Genomic DNA, 24706 nt, shown 5'->3' with positions numbered 1-24706 from the left:
CCCGCACGGAATCGCCCCGGAGGAGGAGAGGTGGTGGAGGACGGCACGAAGAAGGCCGCCGACCAGGGGAACCTGGCGGCGGCCGCTTCGTGTCTCCGCTCCGGGCCACTGGCGCGGCGCGGATCACTTCGAGCGCCGGTCAGAGGGTCTTGACGAGTCCACCGTCGATGACGACATCGCTGCCGGTCATCCATGATGCGGCGGGGCTGGCCAGGAACACCACCAGATGGGCGATCTCCTCGGCGGTGCCGAACCGGCCGAGTTTGATCCCGCCGAGGCCGTCGGCCATCGCGCTCATCGCACCATCCATGTCGGTGCCCATGGCCGTGGCGAGTTGTTCGCCGAGTGCGCCGGGCGCGGTCCACAACGGGGTCGCCACCGGGCCGGGTGAGACGGTGTTGACGCGGATGCCCTGGGACGCGAACTCCGCCGACAGCGACTTGCCGAGGTTGGTCAACGCCGCCTTGGTGGCGGAGTAGTCCACGACGCCGGGATCGGGCAGCAGGGCGTTGACGGAGCCGACGTTGACGATCGCGCCGCCGCCGCGCTCGATGAGCGCGGGCACCGCGACGCGGGTGGCCCGCACCGCGGAGAGCAGGTTGAGCTCGAAACTGCTCATCCAGTCGGCGTCGCTGACCGACAGGAACCCGCCGAGCCGGGGACCGCCGCCGGCAAGCGCGCCCATGTTGTTGACCAGCACATCCAGGCCACCGAACCGCTCGATGGCGGCGGCCACGAGCCGGCCCGGCCCCGCTGCGGTGGAGAGGTCGACGTCGACCGTCGCCAGCACCTTGTCGGAGGCCAGCCCGGCAAGATCGCTGCTGGCCCTGCGGCTGCCCGCGACCACGCGGGCGCCGGCATCGAGCAGCTCGCGGGTGACGGCAGCGCCGATGCCCTTGCCGGCGCCGGTCACGACGGCGACCTTGTCGGTGAGATCAAACGAAACAGACATGCGTGTCCCTATTTTCTTGATCGGTCGGTCAAATAAATGGGCAGGCGGATGCCACGCCCAGGGGTGAGCAAGAGGTCAGGGGTGGAGCATCGCCAAGGCGGTGTCGAGCGCCCGGATCAGGGTGCTCCGGTCGGCGCCGCCCGCTTCCATCACCCGCAAGCCCTGAATGGTGGCCACGGTGAGCGCCGCCCAGCCGGTGAGGTCCACCGTGTCGGCGACCAGGCCGGCCGCCCGGCCGCGTTGCGCCGCCTCCAGCAGCGCGGCCTCCAGGCCGGCGAACGCCGCCGTGACCCGGGAACGGACCGCGGCGTCCTCACCGGCCCGCTCGGCGGCCGCGGCGACCAACAGGCACCCTCTCGGGTCATCGGCGCAGCTACCGTCGAGCAGCGGCAGGATCGCCTCCCGCAACGCCACCCGAACGTCAACGCTGCCGGACACGGCTTCCACCAGGGGAAGGTAGAAGTGCTCCCGGTAGCGGTCCAGCGCCGCCAGATAGAGCTTCTGCTTGTCGCCGAACGCCAGGTACAGCGACTGGCGCCCCACACCGGTGGCCTCGGTCAGATCCGTGAGCGACGTGCCCTCGTAGCCACGCTCCCAGAACGTACGCATGGCCGCATCCAGTGCCGCGTCGGTGTCGAACTCCCTCGCCCGCCCCATGACACCACCCTACACCGTTTCTTGATCGGTCAGTCAAGAACCCTGGCCCACGGCGTCCGCCCTGGTCAGGCCACCCCGGTGGTGCGGAAACGGCGCTGGTAGACCGAGGGCGGGATGCCGTACGCCGTGATGAAGGCCCGCCGCAGCGTCTCGTCGCTGCCGAACCCGCTGCGCCGGGCGGCGTCCCCGACGGTGCCGCCCTGCTCCAGGAATACCCGGGCCGCCTCGATGCGCGCCAGCTCCAGGTAGCGCCCGGGCGTGAGGCCGAGCTCCTGTTGGAAGATCCGCCGCAGGTGCCGTGGGGTCACGGTCGCGTCGCGGGCCATCGCCTCGATCGGGTACGGCCGGGCCGGGTCGGCCGCCACCCGGTCGACGACCCGGCGCAGCCGCTGGTCGCCGCTGGGCGGAAGATCCTGCCGGACGGAGAACTGGGACTGCCCGCCTGGACGCTGCATGAAGACCACGAGTTCGCGGGCCACCTCCCGGGCCGGGCCGGCACCGTGGTCCGCTTCGACCAGGGCGAGCGCGAGGTCGATCCCGGCGGTCACCCCGGCGCTGGTGAGGAGGCGGCCACTGCGGACGTAGATGGCGTCGGGCTCCACCTCCACCTGGGGGAACTCGGCGCGCAACCGCTCCGCGTGCCGCCAGTGGGTGGTCGCCGGATGCCCGTCCAGCCACCCCGTCCGGGCCAGTACGAACGCCCCGGTGCAGACCGCGGCCAGGCGCGTTTCGGGGCGGACCAGGCGGCCCAGCCGGGCCCGGACCTCCGCCGTGTCGGGCAGCGCGGTCAGATCGTCGGCGCCGGTGAGCACGAGGGTGTCCACCGGATCGGCCTCGTCGAGGGTGGTGTCGGCGGTCAGCCGTACCCCGGACGAGGTGCGTACCTGCGCCGACCGCCAGCCGATCAGCTGCACCGAGTAGTGCGCGCCGCGTCGGGTGGCCGCGTCGAAGACGTCCACCGGCCCGGAGACGTCGAGCAGCTGCACGCCGTCGAAGACCAGCACACCGACCCGGTGCGGTCCCTGCGTGGTCATTTCGCGGTGCCTCCTCACGGCCGGCGGGGAGCCACCCGCTCCCCCGGTCACCCATGTCCGTATCTGTGGGGTGCCCGTCCTCAGGGACATGGCCCGTCGAGTCTAGCCCCGGCAGCATCGGATCGAGCCGGGCGAAGACCGGCCGCCGCCAGCACGGAAGGAACTCGGATGACCGAGATCATCGCCGGGATAGCGATCCCGGACACGCCGCTCGTCGCCGCCGCGACCGAACTGGTCCGGAAGGCGACCGACGACCTGCTCTACCACCACTCCCGCCGGGTGTTCCTCTTCGGCGCGCTCCAGGGCGAGCGCCGTGGCCTCGACCCGGACCCGGAGCTGCTCTACGTCGGCGCGATGTTCCACGATCTCGGCCTCACCGGCGAGTACGGCGGCACCGAGCTGCGCTTCGAGGTCGACGGGGCGCGGGCGGCGGAGCGGTTTCTGCTCGACCACGGCCGCTCCGCGCAGGAGGCACGCAAGGTCTGGCTCGCCGTGGCGCTGCACACCACGCCCGGCGTACCCGAGCATCTCGATCCGGAGATCGCCCTGGTGACTGCCGGGGTGGAGACCGACGTGCTCGGCATCGGCTACCGCGACCTGGACCCGGCGCGGGTCGCCGAGGTGACCGCGGCCCACCCGCGCCCGGACTTCAAGCGCCAGATCCTGGCGGCCTTCAACCGGGGCGTGACGCACCGACCGCAGACCACGTTCGGCACGGTGAACGACGACGTGCTCGCGCACTTCGACCCGTCGTTCGTACGGGAGGACTTCGTGCAGATCATCCTGGGAAACGACTGGCCGGAGTGAGCCGTGGCCGGGCCCGGCGTCAGCCCGCCTGACGTCGGGCCCGGGCCCGACGCTTGCCCTCGTGCATCGCCTGCACCCGGGCGATCGGGATGGCCCGCCCCTCCTCGACCAGATCGGTCGGAAGGGGCTGCGGTTCCGGCATCAGGTCCAGCCACGGGTCACCGGCGGCGACCAGCCCCGGGACGGTACGCACGGTGAAGTCGCCCGGCGTGACGTCCGTCAGGGCGGCCCAGTCGACCGGGAAGGAGACCGGCAGCCCCGGGCGCAGCCGCGGGCTGTACGCGGCCACCACCGTGGCGCCGCCAGCCCGGGTGGAGTCCACGAAGACCCGGCCACCCCGGTCCTCGCGGATGAAGGCGGTGGTGGCCAGTGCGGGGTCGAGCCGCTCGGCGCGGGCGGCGAGCGCCCTCGTGGCGGCCGCCATCTCCCCCGCGTCGAAGCCGGCCGCTACCGGCACGAAGACGTGGACCCCCTTGGCGCCGCTGGTCTTCACCGCGCCGGCCAGGCCGGCGTCGGCGAGCGCCTGCCGCACCAGCAGCGCGGCGGCCACCGCGGCCGGGAACGAGTCCCCCTCCGGCGGATCGAGGTCGAGCACCAGGTGGGTGGGGCGGTCGAGTTGATCGGCGCGGGCCAGGGTCGGGTGGTACTCGACGGCCCGCTGGTTGGCGAACCAGAGCAGCGTCCGGCGGTCGTCGCAGAGGGCGTACGACACCTGCCGCTGCGACGCCTCGGCCCAGACGGGCACCCGGCGCACCCATTCTGGGGTGTACTTCGGCAGGTTCTTCTGCATGAACGGCGCCTGCCCGCGCAGCGCCCGGATCACCGACAGCGGCCGCTCCCGCAACTGCGGGATGATCCGGTCCCGGACGGTGTCGAGGTAGTCGACAAGGTCCCGCTTGCTGGCCGTGGCGCCCTCGAAGAGCGTCTGGTCCAGGTTGGTCAGCGACACCCCGTCCCGGGTTTCGTCCGCCGCACTCATCAGCCCACCTTCCCGGCCGCCGAGACGGAGGTCAACCGGGCGCGACGGGCCGGTCGGAGATTCCCCACCGGGGCCGGTGGTTCGTCGTCCGCGGCACGGCCCGAGCACGCCTGTGGGGAAGGCCACGATTTTCTTCTGACCGATCGGTCAGGGTCTGACCGATCGGTCAGGCATGCTGGTCAACGGAGGTGACGGCATGCGACGGACGGAACCGGAGACCCGCGGGGAGATCCTGGCCGCGGCGACGCGGCGTTTCGCGGCGACCGGCTACCGGGGTACGTCGCTGCAGGACATCGCCACCGAGGTGGGCTGCTCGAAAGCCACCGTGCTCTACCACTTCGCCAACAAGGAAGCCCTGCTCACCGAGCTGATGGCACCGGCCATCGCGATGCTCCAGTCGCTCGACGACTCCCTCGTCGGGCTGACCGGGCGCGCGGCGCAACAGACCGCCGCAGCGGGCTTCATCGACCTCGCGGTCCGCTTCCGGCGGGAGATCGCCGTGCTCCGCGGCGAGTTCCCCGAACTGCTGCAACAGCCGGCGTTCGCGCACATCCAGCGGATCTCCGAACGGATGCGGGACGCCCTGGCCGGGCACAGCGCCCAGCCTGGCGCCCGGATCGCGGCGCTGGTGCTGCTCGCCGGGATCTCCGAGGGGTGCGCCGAGTTCGTCGACGTTCCCGACGACGAACTGCGCCCCGCCCTGCTCGCCCTCGCCGGGCGGGCGCTCGAACCCGTACCTGACCAATCCCCGACCCAGGACAAGGAAACCTGATGGCGACCCTGCTCTACCGGCTCGGCCGGGGCTCGTTGCGCCGGCGGCGACTCGTCGTCGCGGTCTGGCTCGTCGTACTCGTCGGTCTCGGCCTGGCCGCCGTGTTCCTGCGCGGCCCGACGGCGAGCAACTTCACCATGCCCGGCACCGAATCACAGCGGGCCCTCGACCTGCTCTCCCAGCAGTTCCCGTCGGCCAGCGGCGCCACCGGAACGATCGCGGTGAAGGCGCCCGCGGACGGCGAGCTGGGCACACCACAGGGGCAGGCGGTGATCAAGGAGATCGTGCAGGAGGCCACGAACGTGCCCGGCGTGGTCGGCGCGGTCGACCCGCTCGCCGTCGGCGCGGTCTCCCCCGACGGCCAGTACGCCCTGGTCCAGGTGCAGTTCGCGGGCGGCGCCGACGAGGTGGACGACGCGCAGCACGCGGCGTACGAGAAGATCGGCGCGAACGCCGAGGCCCAGGGCTGGCAGGTGGCCCCCGGCGGTGAGGTGCTGGGCGGTGAGCCGGAGGTCGGCTCGACCGAGGCGATCGGGGTGGCGGTGGCCGCCGTCGTCCTGGTCATCACGTTCGGCTCGCTGGTGGCGGCCGGAATGACCATGCTCAACGCCCTGATCGGGGTGGCCGTCGGCATGGCCGGCCTCTTCGCGCTCAGCAGCACCGTCGAGCTGACCGGCACCGCGCCGATCCTCGCGCTGATGCTCGGCCTCGCGGTCGGCATCGACTACTCGCTCTTCATCACCTCCCGCCACCGGCAGAACCTGCTCGACGGGCTGCCACCGGATGAGGCCGTGGGCCGAGCGGTCGGCACGGCGGGCTCGGCGGTCGTCTTCGCCGGGGCGACCGTGGTGATCGCGCTGGCCGGGCTGGCGGTGGTCGACATCCCGTTCCTGACCGTGATGGGTCTCGCTGCGGCGGGCACGGTCACCGTGGCGGTGCTAGTCGCGATCACCCTCCAGCCGGCGCTGCTCGGCTTCGCCGGCCGCAAGGTGCTCCCCCGCCGGCTGCGCGGGACCGCGCCGGTCGACGGCGTGCCGGCCCTCGACGGCGACAGCGTCGCCCGGGTGATGCGCCGGGCCGGGCCGGGCACGCCGGTCGAGGAGCTCTCGACCCGCCACGAGCCCGCCGCCGAGAACCGGTCCGGCTTCGGGTTCCGCTGGGCTCGGCTGGTCACCCGGCTGCGCGTACCGGTGATCCTGGTCGGGCTGCTCGGCCTGGGGCTGCTCGCGGTCCCCACCTCGGAGATGCGGCTCGCCCTGCCTGACGCCGGCACGGCCGCGGTCGGCTCGCCGGCCCGGGTGTCGAACGACCTGATCACCGAGGGCTTCGGTCCGGGCTTCACCGGCCGGCTGGCCGTGGTGGTGGCCGGGGAGACCCCGGAGGCCACGGCGGCGGCCGTACCCCAGGTCACCGCCCTGGTCCAGCGCACCGACGACGTACTCGCGGTGGCGCCGCCGCAGCTCAGCCCGGACGGCCGGACGGCCCTGCTCGGCGTGGTGCCGAAGACCGGGCCGACGGACGCCGCCACGGAGACGCTGGTGCACGACATCCGGCACGCGGTCGGCGGGATCAAGGACGTGGACGTGCTGCTGACCGGGGCCACCGCGATCGGCATCGACGTCTCGGAGAAGCTCGCGGACGCCCTCCCGATCTACCTGGTGCTGGTGGTGGGCCTCTCCGTCCTGCTGCTGATGCTGGTCTTCCGCTCGCTGCTGGTGCCGGTCAAGGCGGCGCTGGGCTTCCTGCTCACCGTCGCGGCGACCTTCGGCATCACCGTCGGGGTCTTCCAGCAGGGTCACCTCGCCGACCTGGTCGGCCTCGACACCCCGGGCCCGCTGATCAGCTTCCTGCCGATCCTGCTGATCGGCATCCTGTTCGGCCTGGCCATGGACTACGAGGTCTTCCTCGTCTCCCGGATGCGGGAGGACTTCGTGCACGGCGACACCGCGCAGCAGGCGACGATCAACGGCATGGGCCACGGCGCCCGGGTGGTCACCGCGGCCGCGCTGATCATGATCTCGGTCTTCGGCGGCTTCGTCTTCTTCCTCCACGACCCGGTGATCAAGTCGATCGGCTTCGCGCTCGCCGTCGGCGTGGCCATCGACGCCTTCGTGGTCCGGATGACCATCGTGCCGGCGGTGATGTCCCTGCTCGGCCGGCACGCCTGGTGGCTGCCGAGGTGGCTCGGCCGGGCCCTGCCGAACGTCGACATCGAGGGCGAGGGTCTCCGCGCCCACCTGGCCGACCGCGAGCCCGCCGGAGTCTGAGCGAGCGGCGGGGCCCCTCGGTGACTGCGAGAGGCCCCGCCGGCGCGGCCGGGTCACACCCCGGCCGGGTAGGTCTCCATCTCGCCGGTGGTGCTGATCGCGGGCAGCGGATGCAGCGCCGTGCTGTCGTCGCACCAGATGAAGGCGTCGTACCGCTCACCGAGACGGGTCGGCACGTAGTTGCCCCAGGACTCGAACGTCGGGTCGTAGACCACCCCGATCGCCCGGTGGTCGATCGTGTCGGTGACCCACCCGGGCTGGTCGTCACCGCCGAAGACGAGCACCGCCCGGTCCGGCATCAGCTCGTGCAGCCGCCGCTCGATCGAGCCGGGCCGTGCCGGCGGCACCACCATCGACTCGGCCGGTGAACCCCAGCGCGGCGCGGCGATCACGCTGCCCTCGTAACAGCCGAAGCCGATCAGCGCCACCGCGTCGGCTCCGTGCCGCTCCCGGGCCAGCTGCCCGATGTTGACCATTCCCTCCGCCGACATGTCGGTGGCCCGGGCGTCGCCCACGTGGGTGTTGTGTGCCCACACCACCCCCCGCGCGTCCGGGCCGTACCGGTCGAGCAGTCGGTCCAGGGTGTCCTGCATGTGGATGTCACGGATGTTCCAGGACTCCGGTCCACCGCCGACCATCGCCCGGTAGTACCGCTCCGCGCCCGCCACCACCTCGGCGTTCTGCCAGGCCGAGAAGCTCTCCGCACCGTCGGCGAGCGCCTGCTCCCGGGTGCGGGCCAGCAGCCGGACCACCTCCTCCTCGCACCGCGCGGAGACGAAGCGGCTCGCGAGGCCGTACTCCTCGGGGCGCCGGCCGTACGGCTCGAAACAGCGGTACGCGTCCTGCGCGGCCTCCAGCCCGGCCGGGTTCTCCTCGCCCAGGTAGTCGAAGATCGCCTGCATCGACTCCCAGAGGCTGTAGACGTCCAGCCCGTGGAAGCCGGCCCGCTCCCCCTCCGGCCGTCGCGCGTTCCACGCCCGCAGCCAGCCGGCGAAGCGCGCCACCTCGGCGTTCGCCCACATCCAGGTGGGCCAGCGCTCGAAGCGTTCGAGCGCGGCCAGTGGCTCGACCATCCCACCGGGCGCAGCGGTGACCGAACGGTGCACCCGGTCGCAGTCCGGCCAGTCCCCCTCGACGGCGACGAACGAGAATCCGCACTCGGCGATGAGTCTCCGGGTGAGCTGTTCCCGGAGTTGGTAGAAGTCGTAGGTCCCGTGGGTGGCTTCGCCGATCATCACCACCCGGGCGTCCCGGACGCGCTCCAACAGGGGGTCGAAGTCGCTCGGCGCGCCGAGCCGCTGAACCAGCATGCGAGCGGCTACCCGGCGGGTCGGCGGGCAAACCGGGGCGGGAGAGGCGTCGCGGGCGGCGGCCGGTGTGCCGGCCCGCTGAGCGGGTAGCCGCCGGGCATGACCGTCACCGGGGTGCAGTGGCAGGAGTTCCTGGCCGGGCTCGACTACCCGGTCTCCCGCGAGGACCTGGTCCGCTGGGGGCAGGAGAACGGGGCCAGCACGGAGATGTTGCAGATGTTGCGGGCCCTGCCGGCCGAGCAGTTCGACGCTCCCGCCGAGCTGCACGAGGCGCTCGGCACGCTGGCCTGACCGCCCGCCGCAGCCGTCACCTCGCGCGGGGCGCCGGTGGCCGGGCCGGAGGGCCCGACCACCGGAGTGAGCGGCTCAGCGAGCGTGCAGCAGCCGGAACAGCACCAGCCACTGCTCCGGCCAGACGTACCCGACCGGGGTGGCCGGGTCCAGTCGGGTGGCTCGCAGGGCCGCCGACACCCGACCTGGCGGGTACCGCCGGCGCAGCGAGGCCGCGAGCGAGCCGCCGGCGCCGCCGAAGCCCAGCTCCACCATCCGGTGGTACGCGGGCAGCGCGGCCGGTGCGACCAGCGACTGCGGCCGCCGCTCGATCCGCAGGATGCCCGCGTCCACGGTGGGCACCGGGCGGAACGCCGTACGCGGCAATCGTCCGGCGAGCCGCCAGGAGAACTCCGGCCAGCTCAGCACCGTGAGTCGGGACCACCGCCCGTAGTCGCCGGTGCGCCGGCGGGCGTACTCCAGCTGGGTGAGCAGCGTCGCGGTGCGCAGCCGTGGCGCGGCCAGGCACCACCGGACCACCGCCGAGGTCAGTGACCAGGGGATGTTGCCGACCACGGCGAACGGTTCGCCGGGCGGCTCGGCGGTGAGGAAGTCGGCCTGCCGGTGCCGGACGTGCGGCAGTTCGGCGCAGAGGGCGGCCAGTTCGGCTGCTGCCGTGGGATCGACCTCGTACGCCACGAGCTGCCCGCAGCGGGCCGCGAGCGGGCGGGTCAGCTGGCCTCGGCCGGCGCCGACCTCCAGCACGAGGCCGGTCGGGTCGGGATCCGCCGACCGGAGGACCCGGGCGATCGCGGCCGGGTCGGCGAGGAAGTTCTGCGAGAGTACGCGACGGTTCCGGTCGCGTTCGGTCGAGCGGGTACGGCGGGGCGCCACGTGTCGTCGTCCTGTCTGTCGCCGGTGCGGCGACGCGGGGACAGGCAGCCCGGAGTGGGGGCCTGTCCGAGTGGATGGGACTCGGACGGCCCTGGATACGGCGCGGGGAAGCGCCCGGCGGTCAGTCGCGGGTCGCGTCCCGGCCCACCAGGGCCGGACGCCGGACACGCGGGCGGGACGCCAACAGGGGGCCCCGGGCGGCCGGCGTGCCGGCCACCTCGATCAGGGCGTGCGTGAACATGGCCGCACGCTATCCCGCGCTCGGCCGCCCCACCACCGGATTACCGGCCGACGAGCGACGGCTACTGCCCGCGGATGATCGACTCGACTTCAATGAGGTCGGGGCATCCCGAGGGCGCGGATGCCCCGACTTCCTGACCTCGAGTTGACCACGCGACCGGACCCACTCGAACTCGCCCGGACGCGGCTTCCGTACGCGCCGGGGCGAAAGGCCTGCGCTCAGGCGGGAACGACGACGGTGCGGGACTCGGCCCGGGCCGTCTCGGCGGCGGCCAGCACGGCCACCACCTCGCGGCCGAAGCGCACGTCGCAGCGGTGGTCCCGGGTGCCCGCCTCGATCTCCTCGAGCAGCTGGTCGATCGCCACCCCGAAGGCGACCGGCGGCTCGTACTGCCCGTTCGGCACGGTCTCGATGCCGTTCTCGCCGTAGAAGGTGAACTCGCGGGTCATCGCCTCGGCTGGGGCGTCGAGCGTCAGCGAGACGCTGCTGGTGGCACCGCCGTCGTGGGTGAGCAGCAGGTGCACCAGGCCGCTCGGCCCGTCCGTCGCGGCCACCTTCTCCACCCGGCCCAGCACGGGCAGGATGATCGAGAGGGCGTGCGGGCCGACGTCCCAGAGCGCGCCGTGGTCACGCCGCCACTGCGACCCGCTGTACGGGCTGCCCGGCTGGTAGATCGAGGAGAACATGATCGCCTTCGCGTGCTGCCAGCCGCCGGCCGCGGCGGTGGCGGCGAGGAAGGCGGTCACATTCGGCTGGTACCGCTGGGTGAAGAAGACCACCGAGGCGACCCCGGCGGACTGCGCGGCCCCGACCACCCGGTCGGCGTCGGCGAGGCTCAGCGAGATCGGCTTGTCGAGCAGCAGGTGCCGTCCGGCGGCGGCCGCCCGGGCCGCGATGTCCGCCTGGATGTCCGGCGGCAGGGCGACCGCCGCCACGTCGCACGCCTCGATCAACGCGTCGACGTCGGCGAAGGCCGGTACGCCGTACCGGTCGGCCAGCGCCGCGGCCCGCTCCGGGTTCCGCCCCCACACCCCGGCCAACTCGGCGCGCGGGTGCGCGTCGAGCGCCGCCCCGTGCGTCTCCGCCGCCCAGTGACCGGTGCCGAACAAACCGAACCGCAGCACGTGAACCCCCGCCTTAGTCGTCCCCGCGGCAGTGCCACGGACGTGATCCACGCTAGTCGCCCGATCCGGGCCGCGCGGGCGCGGGGCCAGGTCGGGGCGGGGGCGAGCAGCCGCTACTACGACAATTAGTAGGCTGTGCCGGTGACCGAGCCAAGGACCGGGTGGTCCCGATGACCGTCGCCGCCGCCGCGACGGGATCGCCGGTGGACGGCCTCCTCGCCACCGCGTCGATCGTGCTGTCGCTCCTGATCGCGGTCTGGAGCCTGGTCTCCGCCGCGCGCAACCGGCCGCCGGACCGCTGGCAGCTGATCGGACTGGGCATGCTGGAGCTGGCGCTGCTCGGGCTGGCCGTGCTCGCCCTGGTCGCCGTCGGCGGGGGTGACCAGCCGGGCGAGCCGGGCGCCTTCTTCGGCTACCTGGTGACGCTGGTCTGCCTGCCGCCGCTCGCCGCGGTGCTGGCCCGGATGGAGCCGACCCGGTGGGGCTCGGCGATCGTCGGCGCGGTCTGCCTGGTCACGCCGGTCGTGGTGGTCCGGCTCCAGCAGACCTGGGAGGTGCTCGGTGGTTGAGACAGCGACGCCCCGGCGCAGCACGAACCGGGGTCCCGGCCGGTTGCTGATCGCCGTCTACATCCTCTTCGCGATCGCGGCGACCTCGCGGGCGCTGCTCCAGATCGTCACGAAGTTCGGCGAGGCGCCGGTGGCGTACGCGCTCTCCGCGGTGGCCGCGCTGATCTACATCGTGGCGGCGATCGGGCTGGCCCGGGCCGGTCACGCCGGGCGCCGGTTGGCCCTGATCTGCTGCTCCGTGGAGCTGGTCGGCGTGGTGGTGGTCGGCATCCTCAGCCTGGCCGACAAGGCGCTCTTCCCGGACGAGACGGTCTGGTCGCAGTTCGGCAGCGGCTACGGCTACATCCCGCTGCTCCTCCCCCTGCTCGGCCTCTTCTGGCTCTGGCGTACCCGCGCCACCCCCCGCTGACCCGCCCCTGACCCGCCCCTGGCTCGCCGGGCCAGGTCAGGCCACGAAGCGCCTCTTTCACCGAAAGAGTTGCTGTGGTGAGCGGAATGGCCACTCCTTCGGTGAAAGAGTGGCCATTCGCGCGGGGCGGGGCGGGATGGGCGGGGCGGGCTGGGGGTCAGGCGCGGGGGCCGCCGGCGACGTAGATGACCTGGCCGGAGACGAAGGACGCGCCCTCGCCCACCAGGAACGAGATGGTGTGGGCCACGTCCTCCGGTCGACCCACGCGGCGTACCGGGATCTCCGCGACCGCGTGCTTCTGCAGCTCCGCGAAGTCCACCTTCATCCGGGCGGCGGTCGCCGCCGTCATGTCGGTGACGATGAAGCCGGGCGCGACCGCGTTGACGGTGACACCGAAGGGGCCGAGCTCGATGGCGAGGGTCTTGGTGAAGCCCTGCAGGCCCGCCTTCGCCGCCGCGTAGTTGGCCTGGCCGCGGTTGCCGAGCGCCGAGGTGCTGGAGAGGTTGACGATCCGGCCCCACCTCCGCTCCACCATGTGCCGCTGGGTGGCCTGGCTGAAGAGGAAGGCACCGCGCAGGTGCACACCCATCACCGTGTCCCAGTCGGCGTCGGTCATCTTGAAGAGCAGGTTGTCCCGGAGCACCCCGGCGTTGTTGACCAGCACGGTCGGCGTACCCAACTCGGCGACGACCCGCTCCACGGCGGCCTCCACCTGGCCGCGGTCGGCGACGTCCGCGCCCACGCCGAGCGCGCGGCCCCCGGCGGCCACGATCCCGTCGACCGTCTCCTTCGTCGCCGACTCCTCGATGTCGACCACGGCGACCGCCAGGCCGTCCGCGGCGAGCCGGCGTGCAGTGGCCGCGCCGATACCGCGCGCGGCTCCGGTGACGATGGCGACGCGGGGCTCCTCCGACATGACTACCTCCCGGTAACTCAGGGTCGATCGAAGGAGCTTAGCCGCCAGCCGCCGCCGGGCGCGATCGTTGCCCTATACGAAATGATCATTGCGGCGTAGCGTCTCGTTCCGCCCTCCGACACCTGCGCGCCCCGATCCCCGAACCGGGACACGCATCCGGAGAGGTCGCTACCACCCCTGTAGCGACCGGTGCAGAAGACGAGACAAGGACGACATCACGTGAAGCTCTCGCGTACCCGTGGGGCCTGGCTCGCCGCCGTGGTCGCCACGGCCCTCGCGGCGACCAACGGGTCACCCGCCCTGGCCGCCCCGGGCTCTCCGGCCGGCCCCACCCCCGCTCCCCCGACGGATCTGCCCACCCCACCCGGCACCCACTCGGTCACGCTGATCACCGGTGACGTGGTCACCACCCGCAGCACCCCGAACGGCGGCACAGTGGACGTCCGACGGCCCGACGGCGCTCCCACGCCGGTACGGGTGGTCGAGGCCGGCGACGAGCTCTACGTCTACCCGCAGACGGTGCTGCCCTACGTGGCCGCGGACACCCTCGACAAGCGACTGTTCAACGTGACCCGGCTGATCGCCGACGAGTACGACGACGCGCACTCCGACCACCTGCCGCTGATCGTGTCGTACGCCGGGGCGGGCGCCGGGCTCCGCGCCACCGCACCCGCCGGCGCGACCCGCACCCGCACGTTGAGCAGCATCTCCGGCAGCGCGATGAACGAGGCCCGCGACCGGGCCGACGAGTTCTGGGCCGCGATCACCGCCACCCCCGCCGCGAGGTCGGCCACCGGGAACAGCGGCGCGGGACGCTTCGGCGGCGGGATCGCGAAGATCTGGCTGGACGGGCGGGTCCGCGCCGACCTCGCCGACACCACCGCGCAGATCGGCGCTCCCGAGGTGTGGGCCGGCGGCGACACCGGGCAGGGTGTCCGCGTCGCCGTGCTGGACACCGGCATCGACGCCACGCACCCGGACCTGGTCGACCGGGTGGCCGAGTCCGCCGTCTTCGTGCCCGGCGAGGAGTTGATCGACCGGTACGGGCACGGCACCCACGTCGCCTCGACCATCGCCGGCACCGGCGCCGCGTCCGGCGGCCGGGAGAGGGGCGTCGCCCCCGACGCCCGGCTCCTCGTCGGCAAGGTGCTCAGCGACGCCGGCTCCGGGCAGGACTCCTGGATCCTCGCCGGCATGGAGTGGGCGGCGCGGGACGCCGACGCGAAGGTCATCAACATGAGCCTCGGGTCGAACCAGCCAAGCGACGGCACCGACCTGCTCAGCCAGTCGGTCAACTCGCTCAGCGCCGAGACCGGTGCGCTCTTCGTCATCTCCGCCGGCAACATCGGCGCGCCGGGCAGCGTCACCGCCCCCGGCGCGGCCGACGCGGCGCTGACCGTCGGCGCGGTCGACGCCGACGACCAGCTCGCCTCCTTCTCGAGCCAGGGGCCGCGGATCAGCGACGAGGCCGTCAAGCCGGAGCTGACCGCACCGGGCGTCGGCGTGCTCGCCGCCCGGTCGCAGTACACGCCCGGTGAGGGCGCGTACCAGAGCATGGACGGCACGTCGATGGCCGCGCCGCACGTGGCCGGCGCCGCCGCCCTGCTCGCCGCCGAGCACCCGGACTGGACCGGCCAGCAGATCAAGGACGCGCTGGTCAGCACCACCCGGCGCACGCCGCAGTACGACGCGTACCAGGGCGGCACCGGCCGGGTCGACGTGGCCGCGGCGGTGCGGGCCCCGGTCTTCGCCACCGGCACCGTGCACACCGTCATGGGGGACGAGACGGCGAAGGTGGGTGGCAGCACGCCGCCGGTGACGTACACGAACACCACCGGCCAGCCGATCCCGCTGGAGCTGACGGTCGACGCCCCGAACGCACCGGCCGGCCTGTTCCGCCTCTCCAGCGCGCGGGTGACCGTGCCCGCGCACGGCACCGCCACGGTCACCCTCACCACGGACACCACCCGGGCGAACGCGGGCAGCCGATACACCGGGCAGATCGTCGCCACCGGAGCGGACCGGGCCGCCTCGGCCCGCACCGCGATCAGCGTCGGCACCTATACGCCGTACCACTGGCTGCGGATGCAGCTGACCGACCGGGCCGGTAAGCCGGCCGCCGGCCTCATCGAGCTGGGCCAGCCCGGCGCGTACGGCCCGGACTTCCTCAACACCGACGAGAACGGTGTCGCGCAGCTCTACCTGCCCGAGGGCGTCTACTCGGCGATGAGCTTCCTGAACGTCACCGGCGTGCACGGGCCGAACTCGCTCGGCGTGGCCCTGGTCGGCGACCCCGACATCGACCTGCGCAAGGACACCGTGGTCCGGTTGGACGCGAGCGCGGCGCGCCGGATCGACTCGCGGGTGCCACAGCAGACCGCCGACACGTACACCCGACTGGACTACTACCGGTCGCAGGGTGAGGGCCGGTGGCGCTCGTTCGTCGAGGGCGGTGTCTTCTTCGACAGCTTCTGGGCCCAGCCGACGAGCCGCGACGTGCGGCACGGCGACTTCTACCTGGGCGCCCGGTGGCGCAAGGAGCAGCCGGTGCTGAGCGTCGGCACGAGGACCGTCGACTTCGACGACGTGGTCCGGCAGCAGGGCACCACCCAGCTTCCGAAGGGGCGTTGGACGCTGCCCACCGTCTACGCGGGCAACGGCGCCGCGAGCGACTACGCCGGCCTGGACGCCCGGGGCAAGGTCGTGGTGGTCCGCCGCAACCAGGACGTCTTCGACGCCGATCAGGCCGCCGCGGCGACCGCCGCCGGGGCGAAGCTGCTGCTGGTCGTGAGCGACCAGCCCTGGCGCGACGTGCGCGACTACTCGATCGACTTCTTCACCCCCACCCCGATCGAGGTGGCGCTGGTCAGCCTCGACGAGGGCGAGGCGTTGATCAAGCAGATCCAGCGCGGGTCGACGACGGTCCAGGTGACCTCGCAGCCCGTCGCCGACTACGTGTACGACCTCATGCAGGCGTACCACAACCGGATCCCGCGGGAACTCAGCCGGACCGAGACGAAGAAGACGCTGGCCCGGATCGACGTGGGCTTCGCCTTCCCGCCCGGTCAGACCCGGGGCGGCGAGTTCCGCTTCGACTGGCCGTCGTACTCGGACTGGGGCATCGGCCAGACCAGCAACCGGCCGCTCGCCCCGGTACGCACCGACTGGGTCTCCACCGGCCAGCTCAACGAGTGGGGCCAGGAGGCGTACGTCGAGGGCGGCACCTACCAGATCGACGAGCGGACCGGCTACCGGGCGGGCAGCAGCGGGACGGAGCAGTTCTTCGAGCCGATCGAACGACCGCACCTGAACGACAACTTCAAGCTGCCCACCCGCGCCGGTGACACCCTCAACCTGGACGTGCCTGGTTGGGGCGGGGCCGACCACGTCGGCATGGCGATGAACGGCGCCACCCAGACCAACCAGCTCTACCAGGGTGACGAGCTGCTCGCCGAGGGCACCAGCACCTGGATCAGCGGCACCGCGCCGGGCGCGGGTGACCTGCCGTACCGGCTGGTGGTGCGGACCGCCCAGGACCCGACCGCCGGCGCGTACTCGACGCGTACCGAGTCGGAGTGGACGTTCCGGTCGAAGGCGCCGGCCGCCGGGGTGGAGTCGAGCGTGCTGCCGCTGCTCCAGCTCGACTACGTGGTCGACACCGACGCCGCCGGCACCGCGAAGCGCAACAGCACGCTGGCCGTCTCCGCCGCGCACCTGCCCGGCGTCACCGGCTGCGGCGACGTGCGGGCGGTCCGGTTGGAGGTCTCCTACGACGACGGCGCGCACTGGCGGACGCAGTCGGTGCGCCGGTCGAAGGACGGCTCCTGGACGGCGGCGCTGAACGCGCCGAAGGGCGCGTCGTACGTCTCGCTGCGCGCCCGTGCCACCGACGGTTCGGGCAACTCGGTCGACCAGACGGTGATCCGGGCCTTCGGCGTGCGCTGACGATCCGAGCGCGGAGCAGGGGGCCACGGCGGACGCCGTGGCCCCCTTTTCCGTTGCTCCTCGGCGACGGCCGGGGTGGGCGCGGCCGTCTGCCTGTGGCCTCAGCGGCCCCGCCGCAGCCGGATCCAGCGGTAGCCGCGCCCGGCGAGCTGGAGGCGTTCCAGCTTGCCCACCTCGCCGTAGCCACGGTCAGTGAGGACATCGATCGGCTGGTCCGCCTCCGCCTGGAGCAGGCTGAGGTCCACCTCGACGTCGTCGGTGCCCAGGTTGTGCAGGAAGACCATGGTCCCGGTGGGCCCGTCGGCGCGGTGCGCGAGAACCCCGGAGGGCATCGGCACGTCGATGTGGGTGGTCGAGCCGGAGCCGATCTCCGGCGCCTCGCGCAGGGTACGGATCATCCGCTCGAACCAGGCGAGCAGCGACCTCGGGTCACGCCGCTGGGCGGTGACGTTGACCTTCTCGTAGCCGTACTCCCCCTTGTCGATCACCGGGCGGACCAGCTTGCCCGGCTCGGCGGTGGAGAAGCCGGCGTTCTCCTTGAAGGACCACTGCATCGGGGTACGGATCGCGTGCCGCCCCGGGAGGGAGAGGTCCTCCCCCATGCCGATCTCCTCGCCGTAGCGCAGCACCGGTGTGCCCCGCAGCGAGAACTGCAACGCGTACGCCAGCTCGATCCACCGCCGGTCGTTGCCGAGCATCGGGGCGAGCCGCCGACGGATGCCCCGGTTGTAGAGGCGCATCTGCTCGTCCGGCCCGAACCGGGCGTAGACCTGGTTGCGTTGCTCGGCGGTGAGCCGGGACAGGTCGATCTCGTCGTGGTTGCGCAGGAAGGTGGCCCACTGCCCGCCCGTCGGCAACATGGGGGTGTCGCGCAGCGCCTCGATCACCGGCTCCGGGTCCTCCCGGGCCAGCGCGAGCATCAGACGGCCGTTGAGCATGAAGTCGAAGAGCATGTGCACGCGGTTCGCCGAGCCACCGCGGTCACCGAAGTAGACCGGCAGCTGGTCCGGTTCCACGTTCGCCTCGGCCAGCAGGATCGCGTCGCCCCGACGCCACTGGACGTGCTCGCGCAGCTCGGTGAGGAAGTCCAGGTCCTTCGGCGAGTTCGGGTTGCCCGGCTCGGTCAGCTCGATGATGAACGGCACCGCGTCCATCCGGAAGCCGGAGACGCCGAGCTGGAGCCAGAACGACATGATCTTCTTGACCTCGGCGCGTACCGCCGGGTTGGCCATGTCCAGGTCGGGCTGGAACCGGTAGAACCGGTGGTAGTACCAGGCCTTCGCCGTCCGGTCGTAGCTCCACGTCTCCTTCTGCTCGCCGGGGAAGACCATGCCCTGCTTGCGGTCCGGCGGCTCCTGCTCGGACCAGACGTACCAGTCCCGGTACGGCGAGTCCGGCGAGGAGCGGGCGGACTGGAACCACGGGTGCTCGTCGGAGGTGTGGTTCACCACCAGGTCGATGATCACGCGAATGCCGCGGTTGCGGGCCTGGTGCAGCAGCTCGGCGAAGTCGCCGAGGGTGCCGAAGCGCGGGTCCACGGTGTAGAAGTCGGTGACGTCGTAGCCGTCGTCCCGGTTCGGCGACGGATGGATCGGGTGCAGCCAGAGGCAGGTCACGCCGAGCCGGGCGAGGTAGTCGAGCCGGCCGATGAGCCCCGGGATGTCACCGACGCCGTCGCCGTCGGAGTCCGCGTACGTGTCGATGTCGAGGCAGTAGACGACCGCCTCGGAGTACCACCTGTCGCCCATGCCCGTTCAACTTCTCCGATCCGTCGCCCGGGCAAACCGGTTCGCCTTCCCACCGGTAGCGTGCCGGTCATGCCCGACGCACCCCAGACCGAGCCGGTCGACTGGTCCACCGGTGAATGGCTGCACCAGCCGGTCCGCGCGGAGCGGACCGCCGAGGGAGATCTCGTGGTGGAGCCCGCCGCCGGCAGCGACCTCTGGCGGCACACCAGCTACGGCTTCGTGCACGACGACGCGCCCGCGCTGCTCGCTCCGTTGCCCGCCGACACGGCCGTGGAGGTCACCTTCCGGCTGGAGTGGACCGAGCAGTTCGACCAGGCCGGCGTGCTGGTCCGGGTCGACGAACGGAACTGGATCAAGGCCGGGGTGGAGGTCAGCGACGGTCAGCCGCAGGTCGGCGCGGTGGTGACCCGGGAGCTGTCGGACTGGTCGGTCGCCCCGGTGCCCGAGTGGGCCGGGCGGGAGGTGACGGTGCGGGCCAGCCGGGCGGGTGACGCGCTCACCGTACGGGCCCGGGTGGCCGGGGAGCCGTGGCGGCTGGTCCGTCTCGCCCCGCTGGCGCCGGACGTCGAGGTGAGCGCCGGACCGTTCTGCTGCTCGCCGACGCGGGGCGGCCTGACGGTCCGGTTCACCGGTTGGCACCGGGGGCCGGCCGACGCGGCACTGCACCCGCAGGAGTGACGTCCGGCGGGCGCTAGGGTCTGTTTCATGAGGCTCGCCCGAGCGAGCCGAGTCCCAGGCGGCGGTCCGGCAAGGCGGAGGTTCGTCCGGATACCGGTGTTGTATCCGGACGAACCTCCAACGCGGCCGGTCGTCGCCTGGGGCCGGCGCAGCCGGGCACGGTCTTATGAAACAGACCCTAGGTGTGGCGCCCGCGTCGCGGGGTACAGGAGTCCGATCCCCTCCCGTAGCGGAAAGGATCGGCCATGGCGAGCGCCCAGGACGTCGACCCGACTCAACTCGGCGGGCTGACCGGCTGGGTGGCCGGCGTGATCGACGCGGCCGGCGTGATCGGCGTCGCGCTGCTCGTGGCCCTGGAGAGCGTCGTCCCGCCGATCCCCAGCGAGATCGTCCTGGCGCTGGCCGGTTTCCTGGCCGGCGAGGGACGGTTCAACGTGGTCGTGGTGGCGCTCGCCGCCACCGCCGGCTCCCTGCTGGGCGCGCTGATCCTCTACTGGGTGGGTGCCGGCGTCGGCGAGGACCGGCTGAAGCGGTGGCTGGACCGGCTGCCCCTGGTGGACCTGGACGATCTGGAGCGCGCCGACCGCTGGTTCGAGCGCTACGGCAGGTGGGCGGTCTTCTTCGGCCGGATGATTCCGGTGGTGCGCAGCCTCGTCTCGATCCCCGCCGGAACGAACCGGATGCCGCTGGTGCAGTTCGTCGTGCTGACCACCCTCGGCAGCGGAATCTGGAACGCGCTCTTCGTGGGGGGCGGGTACGCGCTCGGCTCCCGCTGGCAGCAGGTCGAGCAGTACAGCACCTGGTTCGACTACGGCATCCTCGCGCTCTTCGCCGCCATGATCACGATGTGGGTGGTGAAGAAGGTCCGTCGGCGCAACGGGCGTGGTGATCGCCCGAAGGTGCCCGCCGGCCGCTGAGGCGTACCGGCCGGAGGGGCCCCGGCGTCGCGCGAGGCCCCTCCGACCGGGTCAGCGGCGGAAGGTGAACCAGTTGACGTTGACGAAGTCGTTCGGCTGGCCGCTGGTGAAGGTCAGGTAGACCGAGTGCCGGCCGGTGGCCGCGCCGACGTTGCCCGGCACCGAACGCCAGCTCTGCCAACCGCCGGTGTTGGCGATGGCGAAGCTTCCGATCGGCGCGCTGGTGGGGCTGTCCAGACGCACCTCGACGAGCCCGCTGACCCCGCCACCGGCGCCGGAGGCGACCCGGGCCACGAAGTCGCGGGGCGAGGTGGAGCCGAAGTCGACGTTGTCGAACCGGACCCAGTCACCGTTGCGCAGCGCCGCGATGTTCTGGCCGCCCTCGCTGCACGCCTCGACGAGCACCCCGTTCTGGGCATTGAAGGACTCCGCCTGGATCGTGGCGTACGCGTCGCGTGCCCCGCCGGGCGGCGGATCGGTCGGCGGCGGGTCGGTCGGCGGGGTGCCGCGGCTGTAGACCGCCACGTAGTCGACCAGCATGGGGTGGCCCGGGACGGTCTGCGCGGTCGGGGTGGTGAAGCCGGCGACCCCGTTCGGGAAGCCACCGCCCATCGCCACGTTGAGCAGCAGGAAGTAGCCGGCGTGGCTGGTCATCTGCGACCAGTACGGCTCACCGACCTGGCTCTGCGTCACGGTGTGGTACTGCTGGCCGTCGACGTACCAGCGCAGCTGCTGCGGGCTGACCGAGGCGTCCCACTCGAAGCGGTAGGTGTGGAACGTCGACTGGCAGGTGGCGCCGGGGCAGGCCCGCGAGTTGCCGAGGCCGTTGAACTCGTTGCAGGGGCCGCCGGGCGCGACGCCGCAGTGCAGCACGCCCCAGACCGAGTTGAGCCCGTTCACGTTCTCCATCACGTCGAACTCGCCGATTCCGGGCCAGTTCTGGTAGTTGCCCCGGTAGGGGGCGCCGAGCGCCCAGAACGCGGGCCAGTAGCCGAGGGCGGGCGTGCCGGTCACGTTCGGCATCTGGATCCGGCCCTCGATGGCGAGCACCCCACCCGCGGGTGCCTTGAAGTTGCTCCGGACGGTCTCGATCCGGGCCGACGTCCAGCCGCCGGAGGCGTTGCGCAGCGGCGTGATGCGCAGGTTGCCCGCGCCGTCGTGGCTGACGTTGGCGGTGCTGTTGGTGTACGTCTGGATCTCGCCGGTCCCCCAGTTCGGCGGACCGCCCGGGTAGCTGGTGCCGGTGTCGATGATCCAGTTGGCGGCGGAGGGCAGCGTGCCGGCGGCGCCGGTGAAGTCGTCGCTCCAGACGAGGCTCCAGCCGCTCGGGGGTGGTGGCACGGCCGCTTGCGCGGTCACGGTGACCCCGGCCAGTGCGGTGGTCACGACGGCGAGCAGGGCGAGCGACAGGCGTGCTCGGTGCCGTACGGGCAGGGCGGCGGGTACCGCCGGGGCAGCTTCCATGGGTGTGCCTCTCTGCGGGGACGGGGGCGAGAGAGCGCTCTCTCACGAGTTGTACGGGCTCCTCGGACAGTTGTCAACGTCGATCTGTTCCGGCCTCCGCCGGGCTTGCCTGCGGCCGGCGCAGCACCCCCTGCTCAAGCGCGGTCCACGCGGTCGTCGTCACCAGGTAGAGCACGGCGGCCATCGGCAGCACCAGCGCCACCAGCACCGTCGTGTACGGCAGCAGCGGCAGCAGCCGACCGAGCAGGGCCGCCGGAGGGGCCGCCGACTGCGGAGCCGGCGCGACGGCCGCGCGACGCATCCGCCGCGACGACAACCAGGCCAGCAGCACGAGAGCGGCCAGCAGCAGGGCGAAGAGCGGCCCGGCCGCCCCCGCCACCCCGTCGCCGAGGTGGTGGCCCAGCGGTACGCCCGCCAACCGCTCGTCGAGCAGCCCGGTGCCGCCCTCCGCGGTGCTGAACAGCCGATACATCACCAGCAGGAAGGGAGCCTGGAGCAGCATCGGCAGGCAGCCCGCGACCGGGTTGGCGCCGGCCGACCGGTAGAGCGCGAAGAGTTCGCCCTGCAGGCGGGCCGGGTCGTCCGCGTACCTCCGCTGGACTTCGCGGACCTGGGGCGCGAGCGCCGCCCGACGCCGCTCCCCGCGGATCTGCGCGACGGTGAGCGGTGAGATCAGCAGCCGGACGGCCACGGTGAAGAGCACGATCGCGGCGGCCGTGGCCGCGCCACCGGCGATCGGTTCGAGCAGGGTGCTGAGCTGCGCCAGCGCGGTGCCGGCGAAGCCGACGGCGGTGTGCAGAGGTGCGAACGCGAGCATGGGAGGTCCCTCGGTCGATTCCGGGTGGTCCCGACCGGGCGGCAGGCCCGGTGGGGACGGATGACGACGGAATCGGCCGCGCGGCGCGGATCCGGTCCGGGCCCGTCCCGGCCCCGGCGAGAACACCGGTCGGGCGTGGGACGGGGGAACCAGGACGGACGGCCCGCCGAGGGGCTTTTGTCCCGGGACCGGGCACCGGGGGGGCGGTCCCCGGGCCGAGCCTGGGGAGGCGCCGCCCGGGTCCGGATCCCGCAGGCGTCGCCGGCCGTACCGACCGGCTGCGCTACGCGGCCGAGAGGCGGACGCCGGGGGCGCGGGGACGGGGTCGTCCGGGCGCGTTCGGATCGACCTGGCGGGGCACCCGCCGTCGGCGGGACCGCGCCCGCAGACCGGTGGCCCGCGAGCCGGCCCGCGGCGTGGGGTCCTGGACCAGGGCACGCGTGGCGAGCAGGGCGGTCAGCAGCGCCGCCGCACCGAGCGCGGCCCCGGCGAGCAATCCGGCCGGCTGGTCGGCGAGCCCGGCGACCTGGGCGCAGACGTACGCCCACAGCTCCAACGCGAACCCCGACCCGAGCACGGCGCCACCCTAGGACTCGCGCGCAAGCCCGCGACCCGGCGTCCGGCGCGCCCCGATCCGGCCGCCCGTTCGGGTGGAACCGCAGACACGCCGGGGAGACACGCCGCACACCGCGCGTAACGCGTTTCCCGGCTTCGCCACCCTGGGTAACCACGGAGGCGAGCTGTCGTGGACAGACCGCGACCAGCAGGAACGGACGGTGATCGGCATGACGGGCCAGCTGACGGAGGCACCCGGTCGGACCGCGGACGGGACCGAGCTCCTCACGGTGGGGGTCGAGGAGGAGTTCCTGCTCGTCGACCCGCACACCGGCGCGGCGGTGCCCGCCGTCGACCTGGTGCTGGAACAGGTGCCACCGGAGCTGCGCGGGCAGGTCGAGCGGGAGTTCCAGACCAGCCAGATCGAGATCGGCAGCCCGCCCGGGCTGGAGCTGCGCTCGATCCGGCACTCACTCGGCGTGCTCCGCGCCGCCCTGGCCGACGCGGCCGAGCGGGCCGGCGTACGCCTGCTCGCCATCGGCACCGGGCCGGTGGACGGCCCGGTGCCGCCGGTGGTCGACAAGCCCCGGTTCGACCGGATGATCGAGCGGTTCCGTCTGCTCGTGCCCGGCCCCGGTAACAACGGCATGCACGTGCACGTCGGCATCCCCGACCCGGAGATCGGCGTCCAGGTGCTCAACCACGTCCGGCCCTGGCTGCCCACGCTGCACGCGGCGACGGTGAACTCCCCGTTCGCGCGGAGCGAGGACACCGGCTACGCGAGCTGGCGGTCGGTGGAGTGGGAGCGCTGGCCCTCGGTGGCGCCCACCCCGTACCTGGAGTCGCACGAGCACTACCGCCGGCTGATCCGCCAGCTGATCGCCAGCGGGGTGATGCTCGACGAGGGGATGCTCTACTGGTACGCCCGGTTGTCGGCGAAGTACCCGACCGTGGAGATCCGCATCGGCGACGTCTGCCCCACGGTCGACGACGCGGTGCTGGTCGCGGCGCTCGTCCGGGCGATGGTGGCGACCGCGATCGAGGACGTCCGGGCCGGGCGACCGGCCATCCCCACCGACCACCACCTGCTGGTGGGCGCGCACTGGCGGGCGGCCCACGACGGGCTGGAGGGCGACGGGGTGGACGTGACCACCGGTGAGCTGCGCCCGGCGTGGGAGCTGCTGGACCGGTTCGTCGAGCGGCTCCGTCCCGCGCTGGAGAGCCACGGCGACTGGCCCGAGGTGACCGACCTGCTGGGCGGGCTGCGCCGGCACGGCACCGGCGCGGCGCGGCAGCGAGCGGTCTTCGCCCGCACCGGGCGGCTCGCCGACGTGGTGCAGGACGTGGCGAGGCAGACCCGCGGCACCAACACCCCGTGACA

General features: G+C 72.9%; 21 protein-coding genes and 2 pseudogenes. 11 read left to right on the top strand and 12 right to left on the bottom strand.

Features of this window, described 5'->3' with window-relative positions; translation table 11 throughout:
- Positions 1-139: 139 nt before the first annotated feature.
- The 3 genes from D7044_RS12335 to D7044_RS12325 all read right to left on the bottom strand — a co-directional run bounded on the left by D7044_RS12335 (position 140) and on the right by D7044_RS12325 (position 2643).
- Positions 140-952, bottom strand: a complete 813-nt coding sequence (locus D7044_RS12335) for an oxidoreductase (RefSeq protein WP_120679440.1) — start codon at positions 950-952, stop codon at positions 140-142.
- A 75-nt stretch (positions 953-1027) separates the two neighbouring features.
- Positions 1028-1609 (bottom strand): TetR/AcrR family transcriptional regulator, encoded by a 582-nt coding sequence (locus tag D7044_RS12330; protein WP_120688896.1) that lies wholly within the window; start codon positions 1607-1609, stop codon positions 1028-1030.
- Between the two features lie 65 nt (positions 1610-1674).
- Complete coding sequence (locus tag D7044_RS12325) at positions 1675-2643, bottom strand: GlxA family transcriptional regulator (protein ID WP_120688895.1); 969 nt, start codon at positions 2641-2643, stop codon at positions 1675-1677.
- Between the two features lie 168 nt (positions 2644-2811).
- On the opposite strand from D7044_RS12325, the gene D7044_RS12320 reads away from it, so the two are divergent.
- Entirely contained in the window at positions 2812-3450 is a 639-nt protein-coding gene (locus D7044_RS12320; RefSeq protein WP_120688894.1) for an HD domain-containing protein, read from the top strand.
- 19 nt (positions 3451-3469) lie between these two features.
- Here D7044_RS12320 and D7044_RS12315 read toward each other — a convergent pair whose 3' ends face one another.
- On the bottom strand, positions 3470-4429 hold the full coding sequence (locus D7044_RS12315) for a DNA polymerase domain-containing protein (protein WP_120688893.1): 960 nt from the start codon (positions 4427-4429) through the stop codon (positions 3470-3472).
- Positions 4430-4625: 196 nt separating this feature from the next.
- Here D7044_RS12315 and D7044_RS12310 point away from each other — a divergent pair, with 196 nt between their 5' ends.
- The 3 genes and pseudogenes from D7044_RS12310 to D7044_RS33530 form a co-directional block, all read left to right on the top strand.
- On the top strand, positions 4626-5201 hold the full coding sequence (locus D7044_RS12310; protein WP_120679887.1) for a TetR/AcrR family transcriptional regulator: 576 nt from the start codon (positions 4626-4628) through the stop codon (positions 5199-5201).
- A pseudogene (locus tag D7044_RS33535) lies at positions 5201-6206 on the top strand (MMPL family transporter); the annotation flags it as partial. The gene D7044_RS12310 and the pseudogene D7044_RS33535, both read left to right, overlap by 1 nt.
- 122 nt (positions 6207-6328) lie before the next feature.
- Positions 6329-7468 (top strand): annotated as a pseudogene (locus D7044_RS33530) (MMPL family transporter); the annotation flags it as partial.
- 53 nt (positions 7469-7521) lie between these two features.
- Here the strand turns inward: D7044_RS33530 and D7044_RS12300 are convergent.
- The gene (locus tag D7044_RS12300; RefSeq protein ID WP_120688892.1) at positions 7522-8778 is read right to left on the bottom strand and encodes an erythromycin esterase family protein; all 1257 of its coding nucleotides are present in this window, start codon (positions 8776-8778) and stop codon (positions 7522-7524) included.
- A gap of 99 nt (positions 8779-8877) precedes the next feature.
- On the opposite strand from D7044_RS12300, the gene D7044_RS12295 reads away from it, so the two are divergent.
- Positions 8878-9069 carry a DUF2795 domain-containing protein gene (locus tag D7044_RS12295; RefSeq protein WP_120679425.1) on the top strand — a complete coding sequence of 64 codons (192 nt, stop codon included), beginning with the start codon at positions 8878-8880 and terminating at the stop codon, positions 9067-9069.
- Positions 9070-9144: 75 nt separating this feature from the next.
- On the opposite strand, the gene erm is transcribed toward D7044_RS12295, so the two are convergent.
- A complete protein-coding gene (erm, locus tag D7044_RS12290) occupies positions 9145-9942 on the bottom strand; it encodes an ErmE/ErmH/ErmO/ErmR family 23S rRNA (adenine(2058)-N(6))-methyltransferase (RefSeq protein WP_120679423.1) in 798 nt (265 codons plus the stop codon).
- Positions 9943-10401: 459 nt separating this feature from the next.
- Positions 10402-11307, bottom strand: coding sequence for a Gfo/Idh/MocA family protein (locus tag D7044_RS12285; protein WP_199716591.1), 906 nt, complete (start codon positions 11305-11307; stop codon positions 10402-10404).
- 170 nt (positions 11308-11477) lie between these two features.
- On the opposite strand from D7044_RS12285, the gene D7044_RS12280 reads away from it, so the two are divergent.
- Together D7044_RS12280 and D7044_RS12275 are read left to right on the top strand one after the other, a co-directional pair.
- Positions 11478-11876, top strand: a complete 399-nt coding sequence (locus D7044_RS12280; RefSeq protein ID WP_120688945.1) for a hypothetical protein — start codon at positions 11478-11480, stop codon at positions 11874-11876.
- The gene (locus D7044_RS12275) at positions 11869-12285 is read left to right on the top strand and encodes a hypothetical protein (RefSeq protein WP_120679419.1); all 417 of its coding nucleotides are present in this window, start codon (positions 11869-11871) and stop codon (positions 12283-12285) included. Before D7044_RS12280 ends, D7044_RS12275 begins: the two co-directional genes overlap by 8 nt.
- 157 nt (positions 12286-12442) lie before the next feature.
- On the opposite strand, the gene fabG is transcribed toward D7044_RS12275, so the two are convergent.
- Positions 12443-13201, bottom strand: coding sequence for a 3-oxoacyl-ACP reductase FabG (fabG, locus tag D7044_RS12270; protein WP_120679417.1), 759 nt, complete (start codon positions 13199-13201; stop codon positions 12443-12445).
- 219 nt (positions 13202-13420) lie between these two features.
- On the opposite strand from fabG, the gene D7044_RS12265 reads away from it, so the two are divergent.
- Positions 13421-17146 (top strand): S8 family serine peptidase, encoded by a 3726-nt coding sequence (locus D7044_RS12265; protein ID WP_199716590.1) that lies wholly within the window; start codon positions 13421-13423, stop codon positions 17144-17146.
- A 101-nt stretch (positions 17147-17247) separates the two neighbouring features.
- Here D7044_RS12265 and D7044_RS12260 read toward each other — a convergent pair whose 3' ends face one another.
- Positions 17248-18894 (bottom strand): alpha-amylase family protein, encoded by a 1647-nt coding sequence (locus D7044_RS12260; protein ID WP_120679415.1) that lies wholly within the window; start codon positions 18892-18894, stop codon positions 17248-17250.
- Positions 18895-18963: 69 nt separating this feature from the next.
- On the opposite strand from D7044_RS12260, the gene D7044_RS12255 reads away from it, so the two are divergent.
- Both D7044_RS12255 and D7044_RS12250 read left to right on the top strand, forming a co-directional pair.
- Positions 18964-19572, top strand: a complete 609-nt coding sequence (locus D7044_RS12255) for a DUF1349 domain-containing protein (protein WP_120679882.1) — start codon at positions 18964-18966, stop codon at positions 19570-19572.
- Between the two features lie 245 nt (positions 19573-19817).
- Positions 19818-20489: a DedA family protein gene (locus D7044_RS12250; protein WP_120679413.1), complete on the top strand. Its 672-nt coding sequence runs from the start codon at positions 19818-19820 to the stop codon at positions 20487-20489.
- A gap of 51 nt (positions 20490-20540) precedes the next feature.
- Here the strand turns inward: D7044_RS12250 and D7044_RS12245 are convergent, their stop codons facing one another.
- The 3 genes from D7044_RS12245 to D7044_RS12235 all read right to left on the bottom strand — a co-directional run bounded on the left by D7044_RS12245 (position 20541) and on the right by D7044_RS12235 (position 23347).
- Entirely contained in the window at positions 20541-21953 is a 1413-nt protein-coding gene (locus tag D7044_RS12245; protein ID WP_120688891.1) for a carbohydrate-binding protein, read from the bottom strand.
- A gap of 73 nt (positions 21954-22026) precedes the next feature.
- Positions 22027-22770, bottom strand: a complete 744-nt coding sequence (locus D7044_RS12240; RefSeq protein ID WP_120688890.1) for a YidC/Oxa1 family membrane protein insertase — start codon at positions 22768-22770, stop codon at positions 22027-22029.
- 283 nt (positions 22771-23053) lie between these two features.
- Positions 23054-23347, bottom strand: a complete 294-nt coding sequence (locus D7044_RS12235) for a DUF6412 domain-containing protein (RefSeq protein ID WP_233564959.1) — start codon at positions 23345-23347, stop codon at positions 23054-23056.
- A 208-nt stretch (positions 23348-23555) separates the two neighbouring features.
- On the opposite strand from D7044_RS12235, the gene D7044_RS12230 reads away from it, so the two are divergent.
- Positions 23556-24704 (top strand): carboxylate-amine ligase, encoded by a 1149-nt coding sequence (locus D7044_RS12230; RefSeq protein WP_120679878.1) that lies wholly within the window; start codon positions 23556-23558, stop codon positions 24702-24704.
- The last annotated feature ends 2 nt before the right edge of the window (positions 24705-24706 follow it).

This window comes from Micromonospora musae (assembly GCF_003626635.1).
GTDB classification, from domain to species: domain Bacteria; phylum Actinomycetota; class Actinomycetes; order Mycobacteriales; family Micromonosporaceae; genus Micromonospora; species Micromonospora musae.
The sequence above is the reverse complement of the archived record's forward strand: the minus strand, read 5'-3'. Positions and strand labels throughout refer to the sequence as shown.